The organism is Pseudomonas sp. B21-009 (assembly GCF_024749345.1).
Classification (GTDB): domain Bacteria; phylum Pseudomonadota; class Gammaproteobacteria; order Pseudomonadales; family Pseudomonadaceae; genus Aquipseudomonas.
This window is the reverse complement of record NZ_CP087199.1, coordinates 5,390,719-5,410,232: the sequence shown is the minus strand read 5'-3', so window position 1 is coordinate 5,410,232 and position 19,514 is coordinate 5,390,719. Positions and strand designations below refer to the sequence as shown.

The following is a 19,514-nucleotide window of genomic DNA, read 5'->3' as shown; positions in this document are numbered from 1 at the left end:
GTTCCCCGAAAAGATGCGTTAACTAACGAGAATTATTCGCGATTGTCGCAGAAGCTCCCCATTAGACGCAATTCACGCTCATCGGATGATGCTTAAAAGCCATGACTTTGTTGCCGCCGCCTGCGCAGGCGGTGCAACTGCTGGTCGAGCAAGGCCGGGCTGTCCAGCTGCTGGCACCGGGCCTGGCTGAACAGAATCAGCGCCAGCTCGGCGGTGACCATGGCATCGGCGCTGGCGTTGTGCCGTTCGGCGGCCTCCAGACCAAAGTAGGCGGTCCAGTCATCCAGCCCGGCTTCACGCAGGGTGATCTGCGGGTTGAGCAGCGGCGCCAGCTCGGCGACATCGAAGAATGGATGCTGCAGGCGATAACCCAGGTGGTCCTTCAGCGCACGGCTGAGCATGCGTTGATCGAATGGCGCATGAAACGCCAGCAGCGGGCTGTCGCCGATAAAATCCATCAGCTCCAGCAGCGCCTGGGCTGGATCACTGCCAGCGGCGATGGCGCTGGGGCCCAGGCCGTGGATCAGCACACTGGAGGTGAGCTTGTGGTCCCGCTGGTGCAGGGTGCGTTCGAACTGCTGGCTGAAGTCGATGGCGCCGTCTTCGATCACTACCGCGCCAATCGATAGCACCTGGTCGCGGTTGAGGTTCAGGCCGCTGGTTTCCAGGTCGAGCACCACCCAGCGCTGCTGGCGCAGGCTGTGTTCGGCCAGCGGCGCGTGGGCTGTCAGTTGCTCCACGCGCTGGCGCAGGTGCTCGTCGAGCCGCGGTTGGTTGGGGCGCAGCCAGGCAAACAGGCTCATAGCTGGTACCGCAGGGCCAGGCTGCTTTGCAGGCGCTGGGCCTGGCGCAGCGACTCGCGCAGGATGCGCCGGTCCAGGTGGTTGAGGCTGTCGGGGTCGACCCGGTTGGAGTAGGGCAGGTTCTGCCGGCTTTGCAATTGATGTTGCTGCATGCGGGTTTGCTGAATGAAGTGGTAGGCCTCTTCATAGGCGGCGCCGTCGAGCGGGTCGATCACTTGCCTGGCCACCAGTTGGCGCAGGCGCTCCAGGGTGTTGTTGGCGCCGATGCCGTTGGCCAGGGCCAGTAACCGTGCGCCATCGACGAACGGCGTCAGGCCCTGGACCTTGAGGTCGAGAGTGGCGGCCTTGTCGTTACCCTGGCGGGTCAGCACGAACTCCCGGAAACGTCCCACTGGCGGGCGCTGGCGCAGGGCATTATCGGCCATCATGCGCTGGAACAGGCGGTTGTCGGCTACCTGCTCGAGGATGCTCTGGCGCAGTTGCTCACAGGCCTGTTCGTCGCCCCAGACCACCCGCAGGTCGAAGTAAATGCTCGACGCCAGCAGGTTTTGGGGCGTGGCTTCGCGAATGAAAGCGGCAAAGCGCCGTGCCCATTCGGCGCGGGACAGGCACAGCTCGGGGTTGCCGGCCATGATATTGCCCTTGCACAGGCTGAAGCCGCATTGCGCCAGGCCCTGATTGATGTGCTGGGCCAGCGGCAACAGGCGCCCGCGTAGTTCGGCGGCATGGGCGGCATCGCGGGCTTCGAAGAGGATGCCGTTGTCCTGATCGGTGTGCAGGGTCTGTTCGCGGCGGCCTTCGCTGCCGAAGCACAGCCAGCTGAAGGGCACGCCCGGGTCGCCCTTGTCTTCGATGGCCAGCTCGATCACCCGGCACACGGTGTGGTCGTTGAGCAGGGTGATGATCTGGGTGATCTGCGTCGAAGACGCGCCATGGGCGAGCATGCGTTCAACCAGCTGGCTGATTTCGCCGCGTAGCGATACCAGGTTTTCGACCCGGCTGGCGTGGCGGATGGTGCGCGCCAGGTGCACCAGGTCGACCCGTTGCAGGGAGAACAGGTCCCGCTCGGACACCACGCCGCACAAGCGCCGCTCTTCGACCAGGCAGACGTGGGCGATATGCCGCTCGGTCATGGCGATGGCGGCGTCGAAGGCGCTGGCTTGCGGGCTCAGGTAGAACGGCGCGGCGGTCATGTGCCGGCTGATCGGCTGAGCGAAGTCGGCGCTGGCATCGGCGACCACCTGGCGCAGGTCGCGCAGGGTGAAGATGCCGATGGGAAAGCGCTGCTCGTCGACGATGACAATACTGCCGACCTGTTGCTCGTGCATCAGCCGCACCGCTTCACGCAACGGCGTGGCCGGATCGCAGACCACCGGGTGACGCATGGCCAGCTCGCCCAGGCGGGTGTTCAGTGAATACTGGTTGCCGAGGGTTTCCACCGCGCGGCGCTGGACCTGCTGGTTGACCTGGTCGAGCAGGCTGCTGACCCCGCGCAGGGCGAAGTCGCGGAAGGCTTCGGACAGGGTGAACAGGCGGATGAACGCGGCCTTGTTCAATTGCAGGCAAAAGGTATCTTCGCCGGCCAGGTGTTCGGTACGGGTCGCCCGTTCGCCGAGCAGGGCGGCGAGCGGGAAGCACTCGCCGCTGGTGATCTCGAAGGTGGTTTCGGTGCCCGGGCGGCTTACGTGCTGACGCTCGCCGACCACCCGGCCCTGCTTGACGATGTAGAAGTGCTCGACCGGGCCGTCGCTGGGCTTGATGATGCTGTCATTGGCCGCGTAGAAGCGCAGCTGGCACTGTTCGACGAGAAACGCCAGGTGGGCGTTCTCCATCTGATTGAAGGGTGGAAAGCGTTGCAGAAACTGCATGGTCCCCTGGATGTTCTGCATGACTGCAGTCTTTCCTGCCTGGGCGAAGGCGTCCTTTTTGCTCATGAGCATTACCGCGTCTTTGTGTCGAGCTGTGACCATCGACCTTGTTGTTTTCGTTGTTCATGGTCGGCCGCGGGCTGCTCAGTGCCCATTGGACGTAAGTCTATAAACTGCGTCAGGCTGTTGAAGCGTTGCGTCATGTGTCAATTTGCCGACGAAAGGCAGTTTGCAAGTAATCTCAATGCGGTCTGAACTTGATTCACAGGACATTTTGCAGGTCATTGATGATGAGACAGCCATGTCCGACCACGAAGACATACTGAGCGAAGCCGAGCGCAAAGCCCTGGCATCGGTGATTGCGCCTGAGGCTGCGCCGCCCAAGGTTTTGATCGTCGACGACAACCGTGTGGCCCGCGATGCCCTGGCCAGGTACCTGAGTTCAAAACGCATCAAATGCCTGACCGCCAACAGCGGCAAGCAGGCGCTGGAGTGCCTGGCCAAGGAGCGCGGTATCGGTCTGGTGATCACCGACCTGCGCATGGGCTCGTTCGGTGGGCTTGAGCTGATACGTCAGATTCGCGAATCGGAGCGCGCGGCGATGCCGATCATCATCGTCTCAGGGGCTGCGGATGTGAAAGACGCCATCGAGGCGATGCACTTGAGCGTCGTCGACTTTCTGCTCAAGCCGATCGATCTGGACAAGCTGGTGGGGTTGGTGCGCAGGGAACTGGGGATGGGCTGAAGCCATCACGGGTCAAGTCGGATCGGCGCACCGCCGCTCCGACTTGACCCGCGATGAAGACTACGCGATTACAGGCCGTTCCGGGCCTTGAACTCGCGACGACGACGATGCAGCACCGGCTCGGTGTAACCATTCGGTTGCTTGCTGCCTTCGACGACCAGCTCAACCGCCGCCTGGAAGGCGATGTTGTTGTCGAAGTCCGGAGCCAGCGGGCGGTACAGCGGGTCGTTGGCGTTCTGCTTGTCGACCACCGGCGCCATGCGCTTGAGGCTTTCCAGGACTTGCGCTTCGCTGACCACGCCGTGACGCAGCCAGTTGGCCAGCAACTGTGCGGAAATCCGCAGGGTGGCGCGGTCTTCCATCAGGCCGACATCGTTGATGTCCGGCACCTTCGAACAACCGACACCCTGGTCGATCCAGCGCACCACGTAACCGAGGATGCCCTGAGCATTGTTGTCCAGTTCGTTGCGCTTTTCTTCGTCCGACCAGTTGGTATCGGTCGCCAGCGGGATGGTCAGGATGTCATCGACCGAAGCGGGTGTACGCTTGGCCAGTTCCGCCTGACGGGCGAACACGTCAACCTTGTGGTAGTGCAGGGCGTGCAGGGCCGCAGCAGTCGGCGACGGTACCCAGGCGGTGTTGGCACCGGCCAGCGGGTGGGCGATCTTCTGCTCGAGCATGTCGGCCATCAGGTCCGGCATGGCCCACATGCCTTTACCGATCTGGGCGCGGCCTTGCAGGCCGGTGGCCAGGCCGATATCGACGTTGGAGTTTTCGTAGGCGCCGATCCACTTCTGGGTCTTCATGGCGCCTTTGCGCACCACGGCGCCGGCTTCCATGGAGGTGTGGATTTCGTCACCGGTACGGTCGAGGAAGCCGGTGTTGATGAACACCACGCGCTCGCTGGCCGCCTGGATACAGGCCTTGAGGTTGACCGTGGTGCGGCGCTCCTCGTCCATGATCCCGACTTTCAGGGTGTTGCGCTTGAGGCCCAGGGCATCTTCGATGCGGCCGAACAGCTCGTTGGTGAACGCAGCTTCTTCCGGGCCATGCATCTTCGGTTTGACGATGTACATGGAGCCGGTGCGGCTGTTCTTGCGGCTGGTGTTGCCATTGAGGTTGTGCATCGAGGCGAGGCTGGTGACCAGGCCATCGAGGATGCCTTCCGGCACTTCGTTGCCGTCCTTGTCGAGGATGGCGTCGATGGTCATCAGGTGCCCGACGTTACGCACGAACAGCAGCGAACGGCCGTGCAGGCTGACCGAACCACCGTTAGGCGCGGTGTATTCGCGGTCCGGGCTCATGGTCCGGGTGAAGGTCTGGCCAGCTTTGCTGACGCTTTCGGCCAGGTCGCCTTTCATCAGGCCCAGCCAGTTGCGGTAGATCACCACTTTATCGTCGGCATCGACGGCGGCAACCGAGTCTTCGCAGTCCATGATGGTGGTCAGGGCGGCTTCCATCAGCACGTCCTTGACCCCGGCGGCGTCGGTCTGGCCGACCGGGGTGCTGGCGTCGATCTGGATTTCGAAGTGCAGGCCGTTGTGCTTGAGCAGGATCGCAGTCGGCGCCGAAGCGTCGCCCTGATAGCCGATCAGCTGGGCATCGTCACGCAGGCCGCTGTTGCTGCCACCCTTGAGGGCGACCACCAGCTTGCCGTCTTCAATGCGGTAGGCAGTGGAGTCGACATGGGAGCCGGCAGCCAGTGGTGCCGATTCGTCGAGGAAGGCGCGGGCGAAGGCAATCACCTTGTCGCCGCGAACCTTGTTGTAGCCTTTGCCTTTTTCTGCGCCGCCGGCTTCGCTGATGGCATCAGTGCCATACAGCGCGTCGTACAGCGAACCCCAACGGGCGTTGGAGGCGTTCAGGGCAAAGCGGGCATTCATGACCGGCACGACCAGCTGAGGGCCGGCCATGCGGGCGATTTCGTCGTCGACGTTCTGGGTCGAGGCCTGGAAGTCTGCAGCTTCTGGCAGCAGGTAACCGATGTCCTGAAGGAAGGCCTTGTAAGCCACGGCATCGTGAGCCTGGCCTTTGCGCGCCTGGTGCCAGGCGTCAATCTGCGCCTGCAGTGCGTCACGTTTGGCCAGCAGTGCTTTGTTCTTTGGAGCGAGGTCGTTGATGATCTTTTCCGCACCCACCCAGAATTGTTCGGCGTTGACGCCGGTTCCGGGAATGGCTTCGTTGTTCACGAAGTCGAACAGGACTTTGGCGACCTGAAGGCCACCGACTTGAACGTGTTCAGTCATTGCTTGCCTCACTCTGCTCAGCTATTCAGCTCTTCTATTTAAGCCTTGCGCGCTTCTCTAAACACGGCACCAGAACATGCCCTTGTGGGCGGCTGGGTGCGGCCTGCCAGACAGGCTGGCAGGCGTTGGCGTATTTTCACAGGCGCCTTGGCAGACATCGATCCAACGTTTTGTAGTCCACGCTGCGGCATACTACATGATGCGCTGCGGTTGTGAAAATCAGACTAAATACGTCGTTCTGCGACCAATTGGTCGCATAGGGTCACGCTGGGAGTGCGTATGTTCTCAAAAAAGCGGCAGATTGTTCCAGATAAATCTTGAAACAGTACACGATTAGTCAATCGCTGCTCCTGCGGCAGGTTGCCGCGCCTTGCCTATACTTTCTGCGCGCCCTTTGATTTCGGGGGCTGAACGTCAAAAGCAGAGGGTTAGCGCGTGGATCATCTCGTATTGACAGTGATCGCCCCCGACAAGGCCGGGCAGGTCGAGCGGATCGCTCAATGCATTGCCGAGCATAACGGTAACTGGTTGGAGAGCCGCATGTCGCGCATGGCCGGGCAATTTGCCGGCATTCTCAAGGTAGCGGTGCCGGCCGAGTCCTACGATGAACTGGTCGAGGCGCTGAAGGCCCTGATCAAGCACGACATTCGTGTGCTGATCGCCGAGAGCGGCATTGAGCCGTCCTGCACCTGGAAGCCGATCGCCATGGAGCTGGTGGGCAATGACCGCCCGGGTATCGTTCGCGACATTACCCGGCTGCTGGCCGAGCAGGGCGTCAACGTCGAGCGTCTGACCACCGAGGTACGCCCGGCGCCGATGAGCAGCGAACCGCTGTTCCATGCCGATGCCTTGCTGGCGGTGCCGCTGACGCTGTCGCTGGAGGTGTTGCAGGGCAAACTGGAGGCATTGGCCGACGACCTGATGGTCGAATTGAACCTGCGCCCCGAGGATTAGTTATCCCGGTTTATCGGGGATGCGCCTGTGGATAAGCTTGGGAGATGTCGCTGCAGGCCACGATTGGCGTGGCCTGCAGGTGGTTGTGTGTTTTTTGATCAGCTGCGCCGGCGCAGGCTCAGCCAGGCGTCGACGCTGTACAGCGCCAGGCCCGCCCAGATGAACATGAAGGCCACCAAGGTGCTGCTCGACAGGTGCTCGCCGAACAGCCACACCGCCTGCAGCAGGACCAGGGTTGGCGCCAGGTACTGCAAGAAGCCCAGGGTGGTGTAGGGCAGGTGCCGGGCGGCGGCGTTGAAGCACACCAGCGGCACCAGGGTGACCGGACCTGCGGCTATCAGCCACAAGGCTTCGCTACTGGTATAGAAACTGGCCTGGGCGCTGTGAGCCATGGGGTTGAGCAGCATCCAGCCGATGGCCAGCGGCACCAGCATCCAGGTTTCCACCACCAGCCCGGGCAGGGCGGCGACCGGCGCCTGTTTGCGGATCAAGCCATAGAAACCAAAGCTCAGCGCCAGTACCAGGGATACCCAGGGCAGGCTACCGACCTGCCAAACTTGTTGCGCTACCCCAAGCGCGGCCAGCCCTACTGCGACCCACTGCAAACGGCGCAGGCGTTCACCGAGTAAAAGCATGCCCAGCAGCACGTTGACCAGCGGGTTGATGTAGTAGCCCAGGCTGGCTTCAAGCATGCGCCCGTTGTTAACCGACCACACGTAAGTCAGCCAGTTGCCGGCGATCAGCGAGCCGCTCAGGGCCAGGATTGCCAGGCGCTTGGGGTTTTCGCGCAGTTCGCGCAACCAGCCCGGATGTTTCCAGACCAGCAGCAGCAACGAGCCGAACAGCGCCGACCAGAGCACCCGGTGGACGATGATTTCTACCGCGGGGACGCTTTGCAGCGCTTTGAAGTAGAGCGGGAACAAACCCCAGATGATGTAGGCGCTCAGGCCCAGGATGTACCCGCGGCGCGGGTTGGCGGCGTGCATGCAGATTCCTTGCTTAGGCAGCTATCTAAAAGCAGGGGGCTATTGTAGACAGACTCGCACGCGCTTCAGAACAATTTCAGCGGTTCTTCATCCAGCGCCGCCATTTGCTCGCGCAGGGCGAGGATCTGGTCGCCCCAGTAGCGCTCCTGGCCGAACCAGGGGAAGCTGCGCGGGAACGCCGGATCGTCCCAGCGCCGGGCCAGCCAGGCACTGTAATGCAACAGGCGCAGGGCGCGCAGAGGCTCGATCAGCGCCAGCTCGCGCGGGTCGAAATCGTGGAACTCGTTGTAGCCATCCATCAGCTCGGCGAGTTGGCCAAGACGCTCGTGGCGTTCGCCGGCAAGCATCATCCACAGGTCCTGCACGGCCGGGCCGGTGCGGCAGTCGTCGAGATCGACGATGTGGAACACTTCGTCGCGGCACATCATGTTGCCCGGGTGGCAGTCGCCGTGCAGGCGGATGACCTGGTGCGGAGTGCTGGCGTAGATCGCTTCGACCCGCTTGAGCAGGTCGCGGGCTACCGATTCGAAAGCCGGCAGCAGGCTTTTAGGGATGAAGTTGCCTTCGAGCAGGGTGTTCAGCGAGGCGTGGCCGAAGTTATCCACCGCCAGCGCTTCGCGGTGCTCGAACGGGCGGGTAGCGCCAACCCCGTGCAGGCGGCCGAGCAATTGCCCGAGGCGATACAGCTGATCAAGATTGCCTGGCTCCGGCGCGCGACCACCGCGGCGCGGGAACAGGGTGAAGCGAAAGCCGCTGTGCTCGAACAGGGTCTCGCCGTTGTGCACCAGTGGCGCCACCACCGGCACTTCGCATTCGGCGAGTTCTGCGGTAAAGCTGTGTTCTTCGAGGATCGCCGCGTCGCTCCAGCGATCCGGGCGGTAGAACTTGGCGATCAGTGGTTCAGCCCCTTCGATGCCCACCTGGTAGACCCGGTTCTCGTAGCTGTTGAGTGCCAGCACCCGGGCGTCGCTGAGAAAGCCAATGCTTTCCACGGCGTCCAGGACCAGGTCGGGGGTGAGTGTTTCAAAGGGGTGGGACATGCTCGCTCCTGCTATGCGGCAGGTGGCCGCAAGGTTCCTGCATGGTATCGCACATCGCCGGCTCGTGTGGGAGCGGGCTTGCCCCGCGATGCAGACACCACCTGATGTGCCGTCTGCACTGGCGTCATCGCGGGTCAAGTCGAGTTGTCGCACCGCCGCTCCTACAGATGGGCGCCAACGATCCCACCATCCTCCCTGCTGATTGCCATCACCGACGAGCGCGGCTTGCCATTGGGCAGGTGCTCGGGGAAGGTCGAACCGCCGGTTTCGCCCGGATGCTGGATACCGACGAACAGCGTGCGCTGGTCCGGGGCAAAGGCGATGCCGGTCACTTCGCAGGCCACCGGGCCGACCATGAAGCGGCGGATCTCGCCACTGGCAGGATCTGCACAGAGCATCTGGTTGTTGCCCATGCCAGCGAAGTCACCGCTGTTGCTGTAGTCGCCGTCAGTCAGTATCCACAAGCGGCCATCGGCATCGAAGCCCAGGCCATCGGGGCTATTGAACATGTTTTGCGGGGTGATGTTGGCGGAACCTGCCTTGGCATCACCGGCATGCACGGATGGATTGCCGGCCACCACGAACAGGTCCCAGTCGAAGCTCATCGCGCCATGGTCATCGGCGCTTTCGCGCCAGCGCAGGATCTGCCCGTAGACATTCTTCTCGCGCGGGTTGGGGCCGCCGACCGGCTGGCCGTCTTCACCGCGTTTGAAGTTATTGGTCAGGGTGCAATAGACCTGGCCGTCCTTGGGGCTGACCACGATCCACTCCGGGCGGTCCATGCGCGTGGCCTGCAGGTGGCTGGCGGCCAGGCGTGCATGGATCAGCACCTGGGCCTGGCTGGCAAAACCGTTGGCGGCGTTGAGGCCGTGCTTGCCGTGGGTCAGTTCCAGCCATTGGCCTTTGCCGCGCGGATGGTCGTGGTTCTGGTCGCCATCGTCGAAGCGCGCCACATACAAGGTGCCGTGGTCCAGCAGATTGCGGTTGGCGCTGGCGTTCTTGTGGTCGATGCGCTCGCGGCTGATGAACTTGTAGATGAACTCGCCGCGCTCATCGTCGCCCATGTACACCACCGCGCGGCCGTCGGCGGTTTCGGCGAGGGCGGCGTTTTCGTGCTTGAAGCGGCCCAGGGCAGTACGCTTGACTGGCGTTGATTGCGGATCGAACGGGTCGATTTCGACCACCCAGCCATGGCGGTTGAGCTCGTTGGGATTTTTTGCCAGGTCAAAGCGCGGGTCGTGCGGGTGCCAGTCGACGTCCTTGCCGCTGACCGAAGCGCCATAACGCTTCTGCGCGGTATCGAAGGCCTGGGCCGGATCGCTGCTGCCGAAGCAGTCGGTGAAGTTCTCTTCGCAGGTCAGGTAGGTGCCCCACGGGGTTTTGCCGTTGGCGCAGTTCTGGAAGGTACCCAGCACCTTGCGCCCGCTGTTGTCGGCCGCGGTTCTGAGCAGGGCATCGCCGGCGGCGGGGCCGCTGAGGCTGATGGGCGTGTTGCCATGGATGCGTCGGTTGTAGGGCGAATCCTGGATGAATTGCCACTGGCCGTCGGCGCGTCGCACTTCGATTACCGACACCCCTTCAGCGGCCTGGGCCTTGTGCACCTCTTCGGCAGAGGCCGGTTTGCCGCCGTGGCTGAACAGGTAGCGGTAGTTGGTGTACTCGTTGTTGATCGCCATCAGCGCGCGGTTGTCGTCGCCGGGGAAGGGGAACAGGCTCATGCCGTCGTTGTGGTCACCGAACTGCAGTTCCTGGGCCTGGGCACTGCCATTGCCGGAAGGGTCAAAGGCTGGCGCGTTGGCGTGCAGCGGCTGGCCCCAGCTGATCAGCACCCGGGCCTTGTAGCCTGGCGGCAGGCTGATGCTGTCGGCGCTGGCGGCGGGAATGCTGGCAAAGCCCAGCAGGCTGCTGTTGCCGGCGCTGACGCTGGCGGCCAGAACGCTGCGGCTGAGCAGATTGCCACCGAGAAACAACGCTGCGCCGCACAGGGCCCCGGCACCGATAAAGCGCCGGCGGCTGAGATGGGTGAGCTGTTCGAGGTCGGTTGGCTGGTGTTCTTCTAATAGGTGCATGACAGGCTTCCTGCGGGTTTGGCAGTCACCTTAGTCAGGGCGCATGACGGTTTTGTGGCAGTTTTACAACGGCGTTCCGAGAAGTACGTAGGAAGGCTGGAACTGCACCTGCAGGTCGCTACCTACAACGACCCGGTGATCCTTCAGCCAGTGAGCTTCGGCAAAGGCACACAGGGTTTGCCCGCTGGCCAGGGCCAGGCGCACTTCGGTGGGGCCCTCGGCGTCGTCAAGCAAGGCATCGACCTTGACCGGCAAGCAGTTGTAGCCCTGCGCAGGTTGTTCATCGAGGCCGAGCAACTCCAGCCAGCCGGCCTTGATCAGGGCGACGACGGCGGTACCGGGGCTCAGTTCCAGGCGAGCGGTGCTGTCGTGGGTGATCTCGGCGTCGATGCGCAGATCACCCGCCAGGGTCAGGCTGATGCGGTCATAGCGGCCCTGGGTCTCGATCGAACTGATACGCCCGTGCAGTTGGTTGCGCGCGCTGGTGCGCAGCATCAGGCGGCCGAGCAGGTCGAGATCGCTGGCGTCTTCGGCGGCTTCGAGGATCTGCGCCTGCAGCGCCTGCAAACGCTGGTACAGGCGCAGCACCCGTTGGCCTTCGGTGGACAGTTTGGCCCCACCGCCGCCACGGCCGCCGACACTGCGCTCGACCAGCGGGCTGGCCGCCAGGTTGTTGAGCTCGTCGATGGCATCCCAGGCGGCCTTGTAACTCATGCCGGCGCTTTTCGCCGCACGGGTGATCGAGCCTTGTTCGGCAATGTGTTGCAGCAAGGCAATACGCTGCGGACGGCGGACGATGTGCTGGGTGAGCAGGGCAGGCAGAGACATAATCGGTAACGGGCACCTGAAAGGAAACAGCCCGAAAGTGCCCGCACCCCGCGTGCAAGTCAAGCGCTGCCGGGCTTGGCGGTGCGTGCCAGGCAGTAGACATCGACCCGCCGGGCGCCCGCCTTGAGCAGCAGGCTGGCCAAGGCCTGGGCAGTAGCGCCAGTGGTCAGCACGTCATCCACCAGCGCCACATGACGCCCGGCAATCAGCTTGCTGTCGTGGATGGCGAAGGCCTGGCGCAGGTTGCGTTTGCGCGCCTGCGCCTTGAGACCTTGCTGGGCCGGGGTATCGAGGGTGCGGATAAGCACCTGTTCGCTGCAGCTTATGCCCAGTTGCTGCGCCAGCCAGTGACCGAGCATGCCCGCCTGGTTGTAGCCACGTTGGCGCAAACGCCGCTTTGCCAGCGGCACCGGCAGCAACAAGGCCGGGCGCGGCAGCCCTTCTTCAAAGCGATGGATCAACCAGCGCCCGAGCAGTTGTGCCAGCAGGCGGCCCAGCGGCCACTGGCTGTTGTGCTTGAAGCGAGTGACCAGTGCATCGACCGGAAAGCCGTAGTGCCAGGGCGCCTCGACCCGATAGAAAGCCGGCGGGCGCCGGCTGCACTGGCCGCAAACCAGACCGTGCATGGGCAGCGGCAGGGCACAGACCTGGCAATGCTCATCGAGCCAGGGCAGTTCGCTTTCGCAGGCGACACACAAAGGGTAGGGCTGCTCGGCCGCTTCATTGCAGAGCAGACAGGTATGGTTATTAAATAGCCAGTTGTAAACCTTGTTTTTGACTTGTGGTTGACAGTGCATCAGCCTTCCTTAACTATGCGAGCTATCCGTGATGCGCTGGCGGGGTTTCCTGTGCCGGCGCTTGTACAAGCCTAAACAAGGAACCGCCGATGAGCGCCAGCACAACTGCAACAACACGTCACGACTGGTCCCTGGCCGAGGTCAAAGCCCTGTTCCAGCAGCCGTTCAATGACTTGCTGTTCCAGGCGCAAACCGTGCACCGCGCGCATTTCGACGCCAACCGCGTGCAGGTCTCGACCCTGCTGTCGATCAAGACCGGCGCCTGCCCGGAAGATTGCAAATATTGTCCGCAGTCCGGCCACTACAACACCGGGCTGGAAAAACAGAAGCTGATGGAAGTGCAGAAGGTCCTCGAAGAGGCCGCCCGCGCCAAAGCCATTGGTTCGACCCGCTTCTGCATGGGTGCGGCCTGGAAGCATCCGTCGGCCAAGGACATGCCCTACGTGCTGCAGATGGTCAAAGGGGTCAAGGCCATGGGCCTGGAAACCTGCATGACCCTTGGCAAGCTCGACCTTGAGCAAACCCAGGCGCTGGCCGAGGCCGGGCTGGACTACTACAACCACAACCTCGACACCTCGCCGGAGTTTTACGCCAGCATCATCACCACCCGCACTTACAGCGATCGCCTGCAGACCCTGGCCTATGTGCGCGACGCCGGGATGAAAATCTGTTCGGGTGGCATCCTCGGCATGGGCGAGTCGCTGGACGACCGCGCCGGGTTGCTGATCCAGCTGGCCAACCTGCCGGAGCACCCGGAGTCGGTCCCGATCAACATGTTGGTAAAGGTCGCCGGCACTCCGCTGGAAAACGCCGAAGACGTCGACCCGTTCGATTTCATCCGCATGCTCGCCGTGGCCCGCATCCTCATGCCCAAATCCCACGTGCGGCTGTCGGCCGGGCGCGAAGCGATGAACGAGCAGATGCAGGCCCTGGCCTTCTTCGCGGGCGCCAACTCGATCTTCTACGGCGAGAAACTGCTGACCACCGCCAACCCGCAAGCCGACAAGGACATGCAGCTGTTCGCGCGCCTGGGTATCCAGCCCGAAGCCCGTGAAGAGCACGCCGACGAAGTCCATCAGGCGGCCATCGAGCAGGCTTTGGTGGAACAGAAGAGCAGCGAGCTGTTCTACAACGCCGCCTCGGCCTGAGGCGCGCATGGCTTTTGATCTTCGCGCGCGGCTCGAGCAACGCCGCGCGGCTGACCTGTACCGTCAGCGCCCGCTGCTGCAAAGCCCGCAGGGCCCTGAAGTGGTGGTCGACGGCCAGCCGTTGCTGGCGTTCTGCAGCAACGACTACCTGGGCCTGGCCAATCACCCGGAAGTGATCGCCGCCTGGCGCGCCGGTGCCGAGCGCTGGGGTGTCGGCGGCGGCGCTTCGCACCTGGTGATCGGCCACAGCAGCCCGCATCACGCGGTGGAAGAAGCCCTGGCCGAACTCACCGGACGGCCGCGGGCATTGCTGTTTACCACCGGCTATATGGCCAACCTTGGCGCGCTGACCGCGTTGGTCGGGCAGGGCGATACGGTGCTGCAAGACCGCCTCAATCACGCCTCGCTGCTCGATGCCGGGCTGCTCAGCGGCGCGCGCTTCAACCGCTACCTGCACAACGATGCCCAGAGCCTGGCCAGCCGCCTGGACAAGGCCGTCGGCAACACCCTGGTGGTGACTGACGGGGTGTTCAGCATGGACGGCGACCTGGCCGACCTGCCCGCCCTGGCTGCAGCGGCCAATGCCCGCGACGCCTGGCTGATGGTCGACGACGCCCATGGCCTGGGTACCTTGGGACGCAACGGCGGCGGCATCGTCGAGCATTTCGGCCTGACACTGGCGCAGGTGCCGGTGCTGATCGGTACGCTGGGCAAGGCTTGCGGTACCGCGGGTGCTTTCGTGGCGGGCAGCGAAGAGCTGATCGAATGCCTGATCCAGTTCGCCCGGCCCTACATCTATACCACCAGCCAGCCACCGGCGCTGGCCTGCGCCACCCTGCGCAGCCTGGAACTGCTGCGCAGCGAACACTGGCGACGTGAGCACCTGGCGGCGTTGATCCAGCAATTTCGCCGCGGCGCCGAGCAGATTGGCCTGCAGTTGATGGACAGCTTCACGCCAATCCAGCCGATCCTGATCGGCGACAGCGCGCGCGCTTTGCGCCTGTCGCAGCTGCTGCGCGAGCGCGGCCTGCTGGTGACCGCGATCCGCCCACCCACGGTGCCTACCGGCAGTGCGCGGCTGCGCGTGACCCTGAGTGCGGCGCACAGCGCGGCGCAGGTGCAGCTATTGTTGAATGCATTGGCTGACTGTTATCCGCTGCTGGAGCCTGCTGATGCGTAATCATCTGATCCTGTTGCCGGGCTGGGGCCTGGGCAGCTCCGCCTTGCAACCGCTGGTGGCGACCCTGCGGGCCATCGACCCCGGTTTGCGGGTCGAGATCCAGGCCTTGCCCAGCCTGGTGTCGAGCAACCCCGAAGACTGGCTCGACAAGCTCGACCGGCAACTGCCACGCCATGCCTGGCTGGGTGGCTGGTCGCTGGGCGGCATGCTCGCCGCAGAGCTCGCCGCTCGGCGCGGCGATGACTGCCATGGCTTGATCACCCTGGGCAGCAACCTCAGTTTTGTTTCGCGCCCAGGCTGGCCGCACGGTATGGCGGTGGATACCTTCCAGACCTTCCTCGAAGGCTGCCGCTATCACACCCAGGTCACCCTCAAGCGCTTTGTTTCGCTGTGCAGCCAGGGCGCGCAAGAGCCGCGCAGCCTGGCCCGGTTGCTCAGCGCCTGCATGCCCGCGCCGGCCCCCGAGGAACTGGTGGCGGGGTTGCAGGTGCTCGGCCAGCTCGATACCCGGAAGGCTGTGCAAGATTATGGCGGCCCGCAGTTGCACCTGTTTGCCGGGCGTGACGAGCTGGTGCCGGCGGAGGTCGCCGGCGAGTTGCTGGAGATTCTGCCCGACGTGGAAGTCGGGCTGCTGGAAGACAGTGCTCATGGTTTTGTGATGGAAACACCTCATGAGTTGGCAGCAGCAATCAAGGCCTTTGTACATGAGAGTGGCGATGACTGATCTTTCCCTGCCGGGCCTGCCCGGCGCCTTGCCCGATAAACGCCAGGTTGCCGCGTCGTTCTCCCGCGCCGCCGCCAGCTACGACAGTGTCGCCGAACTGCAGCGTGCGGTAGGTACTGCGCTGCTTGAGCAGTTGCCGGGTGCACTTGAACCGCAACGTTGGCTGGACCTGGGCAGTGGCACCGGCTACTTCAGTCGCGCCCTGAACAGCCGTTTTCCCCAGGCCGCCGGTATCGCCGTGGACATCGCCGAAGGCATGCTCGAGCACGCCCGCGAGCAGGGCGGGGCGCATCATTATGTAGCTGGCGATGCCGAGCGCTTGCCGCTGCGCGACGCCAGTGTCGAGCTGATTTTCACCAGCCTGGCGGTGCAATGGTGCGGCGATTTTCGCGCCGTGCTCAGCGAAGCCCGGCGGGTACTGCAGCCCGGCGGTGTACTGGAGTTCGCCAGCCTCTGTGTTGGCACCCTGCACGAGCTGCGTGAAAGCTGGCAGGCAGTCGATGGCCTGGTGCACGTCAATCGCTTCCGGCGCCTTGAGGACTATCAGCGCCTGTGCGGCGAAAGTGAGCTGCAGGTGCTGAGCCTGCAGGCCCGGCCCCATGTGTTGTACTACCCGGACGTACGCAGCCTGACCCACGAACTCAAGGCCCTCGGCGCCCACAACCTCAACCCCGGCCGTCCGGCAGGCCTGACCGGACGCGCGCGCATGCAGGGGCTGTTGCAGGCCTATGAGCGCTTCCGCCAGCCGCAAGGACTACCGGCGACCTACCAGGTGGTCTACGGTGTACTGCAAAAGCCGCCGGTAGAAGGGGATTGAGATGAACCCGGCCTATTTCATTGCAGGGACCGACACCGACGTCGGCAAGACCACCATCGCCGCCGGCCTGCTGCACGCCGCGCACCTGGCCGGCCTGAGCACCCTCGGTGCCAAGCCGGTGGCGTCCGGTTGCGAGGCCAGCAGCCAGGGCCTGCGCAACGCCGATGCCATGGCGCTGATCGCCGAAAGTTCGCTCAAGCTGCCCTACGAGCAGGTCAACCCGTTCGCCTTCGCGCCGGCCATTGCCCCGCACCTGGCTGCGCGCGAGGCCGGTATCGCCCTGAGCGTGCAGGCCTTGTTGACGCCGATGCGCGAGGTGCTGGCCCAAGGCGCTGATTTCACCCTGATCGAAGGTGCTGGTGGCTGGCGCGTGCCGTTGTCCGACCAGGCCAATCTGTCGGACCTGGCCGTGGCCCTGAAGCTGCCGGTGATCCTTGTGGTCGGCGTACGTCTGGGCTGCATCAACCACGCCTTGCTGACGGCTGAAGCCATTGCCCGCGATGGCCTGCAACTGGCTGGCTGGGTGGCCAACATTGTCGACCCGCGCACCTCGCGCCTGGAGGAAAACCTCGCCAGCCTCGCCGAACGTTTACCGGCGCCGTGCCTCGGGCGGGTGCCGAAGCTCAAGCAGGTCAGCGCTGAAGCGGTGGCCGCGCACTTGCAACTGGACCTGCTGGACTGACGCTCGTCTATCGTAAGGCACAGTGCCATTAGTGTTTTCAACGGGCCTTTTGTTGGCAAGTCTGCTTCAATAGAGGCTGTTCGCCTTCAGCGTCATGGAGTTTCGACATGGAAATCTCGGGCAACTCAGTCTACTACGCAGGGCTCGGCGCCATTCAGGCCGGGCAGAACCGCGTCGATCAGGCCGCCAGCCAGATCGCCAACACCACCGTCGAGCGTGCCGCCACCAGCCAGTCCAGCGACTATCAGGCCGAGCGCCTGCGTGCGGTCGATCGCAGCCAGCAGATGGACCTGGCCACCAGCAGCGTCGAGATGGCGCTGGGCAAGCATCAGGTCGAACTTGGTGTCAAAGTGGCCAAAGCATCGGACGAAATGCTCGGCACCCTGATCGATACCTACGCCTGACCCCCTGCGGCTCGCCCTCTGCGCGCCTTCAACTAGTCTTTATGTATCAGCGCCTTGGCCTTGCAGGCCGGCGCTCGGCTGCGCGTTTGCGGGGTATTTGGCCAGGGCAATCGCGCAGTCTGGCATGGCCGAACTGCCCTCTGCTTGATGCTTGACAAGTTTTCGGCGTAAACGTATGTTTCAAACAACTGTTTGACCGAAAGCCGCCTAGAGCTGGTCGGTATATCGCGGTCTCCCTATCCAGGATTCATCAGCAGAGGTTCATCGCTATGCCTGATTACAAAGCCCCCTTGCGTGATATTCGCTTCGTTCGTGACGAGCTGCTCGGCTACGAAGCGCATTATCAGAGCCTGCCGGCTTGCCAGGACGCCACCCCGGACATGGTTGACGCCATCCTCGAGGAAGGCGCCAAGTTTTGTGAACAGGTACTGGCCCCGCTGAACCGTGTCGGTGACCTTGAAGGCTGCACCTGGAGCGAGTCGGGCGTAAAAACCCCATCCGGCTTCAAGGAAGCCTACAAGCAGTTCGTCGAAGGTGGCTGGCCAAGCCTGGCCCATGACGTCGAGCACGGCGGTCAGGGCCTGCCTGAGTCGCTGGGCCTGGCGGTCAGCGAGATGGTTGGCGAGTCGAACTGGTCGTGGGGCATGTACCCTGGCCTGTCCCACGGCGCGATGAACACCATCTCCGAGCACGGCACCGCCGAGCAGCAGGAGACCTACCTGACCAAGCTGGTATCCGGCGAATGGACCGGCACCATGTGCCTGACCGAGCCACACTGCGGTACCGACCTGGGCATGCTGCGCACCAAGGCCGAACCTCAGGCTGATGGTTCCTACAAAGTTACCGGCACCAAGATCTTCATCTCGGCCGGTGAGCACGACATGGCCGACAACATCGTCCACATCGTCCTGGCCCGCCTGCCCGATGCTCCTGCTGGCACCAAAGGCATTTCGCTGTTCATCGTGCCGAAGTTCCTGCCGACCGCCGAAGGCACTGTCGGTGAGCGCAACGCCGTTTCCTGTGGCTCGATCGAACACAAGATGGGCATCCACGGCAACGCCACCTGCGTGATGAACTTCGACGCCGCTACCGGCTACCTGATCGGCCCGGCCAACAAAGGCCTGAACTGCATGTTCACCTTCATGAACACTGCTCGCCTGGGTACCGCGCTGCAAGGCCTGGCCCACGCTGAAGTGGCGTTCCAGGGCGGCCTGAAATACGCTCGCGACCGCCTGCAAATGCGCTCGCTGACTGGCCCGAAAGCGCCGGACAAAGCCGCTGACCCGATCATCGTCCACCCGGACGTACGCCGCATGCTGCTGACCATGAAGGCGTTCGCCGAAGGCAACCGCGCCATGGTCTACTTCACCGCCAAGCAGGTGGACATCGTCAAGTACAGCCAGGACGAAGAAGAGAAGAAGAAAGCCGACGCACTGCTGGCCTTCATGACGCCGATCGCCAAGGCGTTCATGACTGAAGTCGGCTTCGAAGCAGCCAACCACGGCGTACAGATCTACGGCGGCCACGGCTTCATCGCCGAGTGGGGCATGGAGCAGAACGTTCGCGACAGCCGCATCTCGATGCTGTACGAAGGCACCACCGGCATCCAGGCGCTGGACCTGCTCGGCCGTAAAGTACTGATGACCCAGGGCGAAGCGCTCAAGGGCTTCACCAAGATCGTGCACAAGTTCTGCCAGGGCAACGAAGGCAACGAGGCGATCAGCGAGTTCGTCGCACCGCTGGCCCAGTTGAACAAAGAGTGGGGCGAGCTGACCATGAAGGTCGGTATGGCTGCAATGAAAGACCGCGAAGAAGTCGGCGCCGCTTCGGTGGACTACCTGATGTACTCCGGTTACGCCTGCCTTGCCTACTTCTGGGCCGACATGGCGCGCCTGGCTGCCGAGAAGCTGGCTGCCGGCACCACTGAAGAAGCCTTCTACACCGCCAAGCTGCAGACCGCGCGTTTCTACTTCCAGCGCATCCTGCCGCGTACCCGCACCCATGTCGCAACCATGCTGTCGGGCGCCAACAACCTGATGGACATGAACGAAGAGCACTTCGGTCTGTCGTACTGATTCAAAGGCTGTAAGGAAAAACGCCTGCCCTCACCGGCAGGCGTTTTTTTTTGCCTTTTGTTTTCTGTGGGAGCTGGCTTGCCCCGCGATGTGAGGTAGCTGACAGAATGCTATCGCGGGGCAAGCCCGCTCCCACCGACCAAGCGCA

Annotated in this window: 17 protein-coding genes; 9 read left to right on the top strand and 8 right to left on the bottom strand. The window is 63.4% G+C overall.

Features of this window, described 5'->3' with window-relative positions:
* Positions 1 to 92: 92 nt before the first annotated feature.
* Complete coding sequence (locus LOY34_RS25065; RefSeq protein ID WP_195885174.1) at positions 93 to 803, bottom strand: PolC-type DNA polymerase III; 711 nt, start codon at positions 801 to 803, stop codon at positions 93 to 95.
* Positions 800 to 2,737 carry a DUF294 nucleotidyltransferase-like domain-containing protein gene (locus LOY34_RS25060; protein ID WP_195885932.1) on the bottom strand — a complete coding sequence of 646 codons (1,938 nt, stop codon included), beginning with the start codon at positions 2,735 to 2,737 and terminating at the stop codon, positions 800 to 802. Before LOY34_RS25060 ends, LOY34_RS25065 begins: the two co-directional genes overlap by 4 nt.
* A 235-nt stretch (positions 2,738 to 2,972) precedes the next feature.
* Between LOY34_RS25060 and LOY34_RS25055 the strand changes: the two genes are divergently transcribed.
* Positions 2,973 to 3,416 carry a response regulator gene (locus LOY34_RS25055; protein ID WP_195885173.1) on the top strand — a complete coding sequence of 148 codons (444 nt, stop codon included), beginning with the start codon at positions 2,973 to 2,975 and terminating at the stop codon, positions 3,414 to 3,416.
* A 68-nt stretch (positions 3,417 to 3,484) separates the two neighbouring features.
* On the opposite strand, the gene LOY34_RS25050 is transcribed toward LOY34_RS25055, so the two are convergent.
* Positions 3,485 to 5,662, bottom strand: coding sequence for a malate synthase G (locus tag LOY34_RS25050; RefSeq protein ID WP_195885172.1), 2,178 nt, complete (start codon positions 5,660 to 5,662; stop codon positions 3,485 to 3,487).
* 435 nt (positions 5,663 to 6,097) lie between these two features.
* Here LOY34_RS25050 and LOY34_RS25045 point away from each other — a divergent pair, with 435 nt between their 5' ends.
* Positions 6,098 to 6,616 (top strand): glycine cleavage system protein R, encoded by a 519-nt coding sequence (locus LOY34_RS25045; protein WP_045199194.1) that lies wholly within the window; start codon positions 6,098 to 6,100, stop codon positions 6,614 to 6,616.
* A 98-nt stretch (positions 6,617 to 6,714) separates the two neighbouring features.
* Here the strand turns inward: LOY34_RS25045 and rarD are convergent, their stop codons facing one another.
* The 5 genes from rarD to LOY34_RS25020 all read right to left on the bottom strand — a co-directional run bounded on the left by rarD (position 6,715) and on the right by LOY34_RS25020 (position 12,336).
* Entirely contained in the window at positions 6,715 to 7,602 is an 888-nt protein-coding gene (gene rarD, locus LOY34_RS25040) for an EamA family transporter RarD (protein WP_045199195.1), read from the bottom strand.
* Positions 7,603 to 7,667: 65 nt separating this feature from the next.
* Positions 7,668 to 8,642: a serine/threonine protein kinase gene (locus tag LOY34_RS25035; protein ID WP_093378854.1), complete on the bottom strand. Its 975-nt coding sequence runs from the start codon at positions 8,640 to 8,642 to the stop codon at positions 7,668 to 7,670.
* 161 nt (positions 8,643 to 8,803) lie between these two features.
* Entirely contained in the window at positions 8,804 to 10,711 is a 1,908-nt protein-coding gene (locus tag LOY34_RS25030; RefSeq protein WP_195885171.1) for a PhoX family phosphatase, read from the bottom strand.
* Between the two features lie 63 nt (positions 10,712 to 10,774).
* Complete coding sequence (locus LOY34_RS25025; protein WP_195885170.1) at positions 10,775 to 11,539, bottom strand: TOBE domain-containing protein; 765 nt, start codon at positions 11,537 to 11,539, stop codon at positions 10,775 to 10,777.
* A gap of 59 nt (positions 11,540 to 11,598) precedes the next feature.
* Positions 11,599 to 12,336 carry a ComF family protein gene (locus tag LOY34_RS25020; RefSeq protein ID WP_093378871.1) on the bottom strand — a complete coding sequence of 246 codons (738 nt, stop codon included), beginning with the start codon at positions 12,334 to 12,336 and terminating at the stop codon, positions 11,599 to 11,601.
* Between the two features lie 89 nt (positions 12,337 to 12,425).
* Here LOY34_RS25020 and bioB point away from each other — a divergent pair, with 89 nt between their 5' ends.
* The 7 genes from bioB (at position 12,426) to LOY34_RS24985 (ending at position 19,366) form a co-directional block, all read left to right on the top strand.
* Positions 12,426 to 13,484 carry a biotin synthase BioB gene (gene bioB / locus LOY34_RS25015; RefSeq protein ID WP_123565345.1) on the top strand — a complete coding sequence of 353 codons (1,059 nt, stop codon included), beginning with the start codon at positions 12,426 to 12,428 and terminating at the stop codon, positions 13,482 to 13,484.
* 7 nt (positions 13,485 to 13,491) lie between these two features.
* Positions 13,492 to 14,664 (top strand): 8-amino-7-oxononanoate synthase, encoded by a 1,173-nt coding sequence (bioF, locus tag LOY34_RS25010; RefSeq protein ID WP_093378874.1) that lies wholly within the window; start codon positions 13,492 to 13,494, stop codon positions 14,662 to 14,664.
* A complete protein-coding gene (locus LOY34_RS25005) occupies positions 14,657 to 15,388 on the top strand; it encodes an alpha/beta fold hydrolase (protein WP_195885169.1) in 732 nt (243 codons plus the stop codon). The genes bioF and LOY34_RS25005 overlap by 8 nt, the downstream gene beginning before the upstream one ends.
* Positions 15,381 to 16,205, top strand: a complete 825-nt coding sequence (gene bioC / locus LOY34_RS25000) for a malonyl-ACP O-methyltransferase BioC (RefSeq protein WP_195885168.1) — start codon at positions 15,381 to 15,383, stop codon at positions 16,203 to 16,205. Before LOY34_RS25005 ends, bioC begins: the two co-directional genes overlap by 8 nt.
* 1 nt (position 16,206) lies before the next feature.
* Positions 16,207 to 16,887, top strand: a complete 681-nt coding sequence (bioD, locus tag LOY34_RS24995; RefSeq protein ID WP_093378882.1) for a dethiobiotin synthase — start codon at positions 16,207 to 16,209, stop codon at positions 16,885 to 16,887.
* A gap of 107 nt (positions 16,888 to 16,994) precedes the next feature.
* On the top strand, positions 16,995 to 17,291 hold the full coding sequence (locus LOY34_RS24990; RefSeq protein ID WP_045199215.1) for a hypothetical protein: 297 nt from the start codon (positions 16,995 to 16,997) through the stop codon (positions 17,289 to 17,291).
* A 269-nt stretch (positions 17,292 to 17,560) separates the two neighbouring features.
* On the top strand, positions 17,561 to 19,366 hold the full coding sequence (locus LOY34_RS24985) for a phenylacyl-CoA dehydrogenase (RefSeq protein ID WP_010221411.1): 1,806 nt from the start codon (positions 17,561 to 17,563) through the stop codon (positions 19,364 to 19,366).
* Positions 19,367 to 19,514 lie beyond the last annotated feature (148 nt).

Excerpts from the sequence above, each read along its gene's own strand:
- LOY34_RS25065 (WP_195885174.1), bottom strand. The coding sequence starts at position 803 with ATGAGCCTGTTTGCCTGGCTGCGCCCCAACCAACCGCGGCTCGACGAG.
- LOY34_RS25060 (WP_195885932.1), bottom strand. The coding sequence starts at position 2,737 with ATGAGCAAAAAGGACGCCTTCGCCCAGGCAGGAAAGACTGCAGTCATG.
- LOY34_RS25055 (WP_195885173.1), top strand. The coding sequence starts at position 2,973 with ATGTCCGACCACGAAGACATACTGAGCGAAGCCGAGCGCAAAGCCCTG.
- LOY34_RS25050 (WP_195885172.1), bottom strand. The coding sequence starts at position 5,662 with ATGACTGAACACGTTCAAGTCGGTGGCCTTCAGGTCGCCAAAGTCCTG.
- rarD (WP_045199195.1), bottom strand. The coding sequence starts at position 7,602 with ATGCACGCCGCCAACCCGCGCCGCGGGTACATCCTGGGCCTGAGCGCC.
- LOY34_RS25035 (WP_093378854.1), bottom strand. The coding sequence starts at position 8,642 with ATGTCCCACCCCTTTGAAACACTCACCCCCGACCTGGTCCTGGACGCC.
- LOY34_RS25030 (WP_195885171.1), bottom strand. The coding sequence starts at position 10,711 with ATGCACCTATTAGAAGAACACCAGCCAACCGACCTCGAACAGCTCACC.
- LOY34_RS25025 (WP_195885170.1), bottom strand. The coding sequence starts at position 11,539 with ATGTCTCTGCCTGCCCTGCTCACCCAGCACATCGTCCGCCGTCCGCAG.
- LOY34_RS25020 (WP_093378871.1), bottom strand. The coding sequence starts at position 12,336 with ATGCACTGTCAACCACAAGTCAAAAACAAGGTTTACAACTGGCTATTT.
- bioB (WP_123565345.1), top strand. The coding sequence starts at position 12,426 with ATGAGCGCCAGCACAACTGCAACAACACGTCACGACTGGTCCCTGGCC.
- bioF (WP_093378874.1), top strand. The coding sequence starts at position 13,492 with ATGGCTTTTGATCTTCGCGCGCGGCTCGAGCAACGCCGCGCGGCTGAC.
- LOY34_RS25005 (WP_195885169.1), top strand. The coding sequence starts at position 14,657 with ATGCGTAATCATCTGATCCTGTTGCCGGGCTGGGGCCTGGGCAGCTCC.
- bioC (WP_195885168.1), top strand. The coding sequence starts at position 15,381 with ATGACTGATCTTTCCCTGCCGGGCCTGCCCGGCGCCTTGCCCGATAAA.
- bioD (WP_093378882.1), top strand. The coding sequence starts at position 16,207 with ATGAACCCGGCCTATTTCATTGCAGGGACCGACACCGACGTCGGCAAG.
- LOY34_RS24990 (WP_045199215.1), top strand. The coding sequence starts at position 16,995 with ATGGAAATCTCGGGCAACTCAGTCTACTACGCAGGGCTCGGCGCCATT.
- LOY34_RS24985 (WP_010221411.1), top strand. The coding sequence starts at position 17,561 with ATGCCTGATTACAAAGCCCCCTTGCGTGATATTCGCTTCGTTCGTGAC.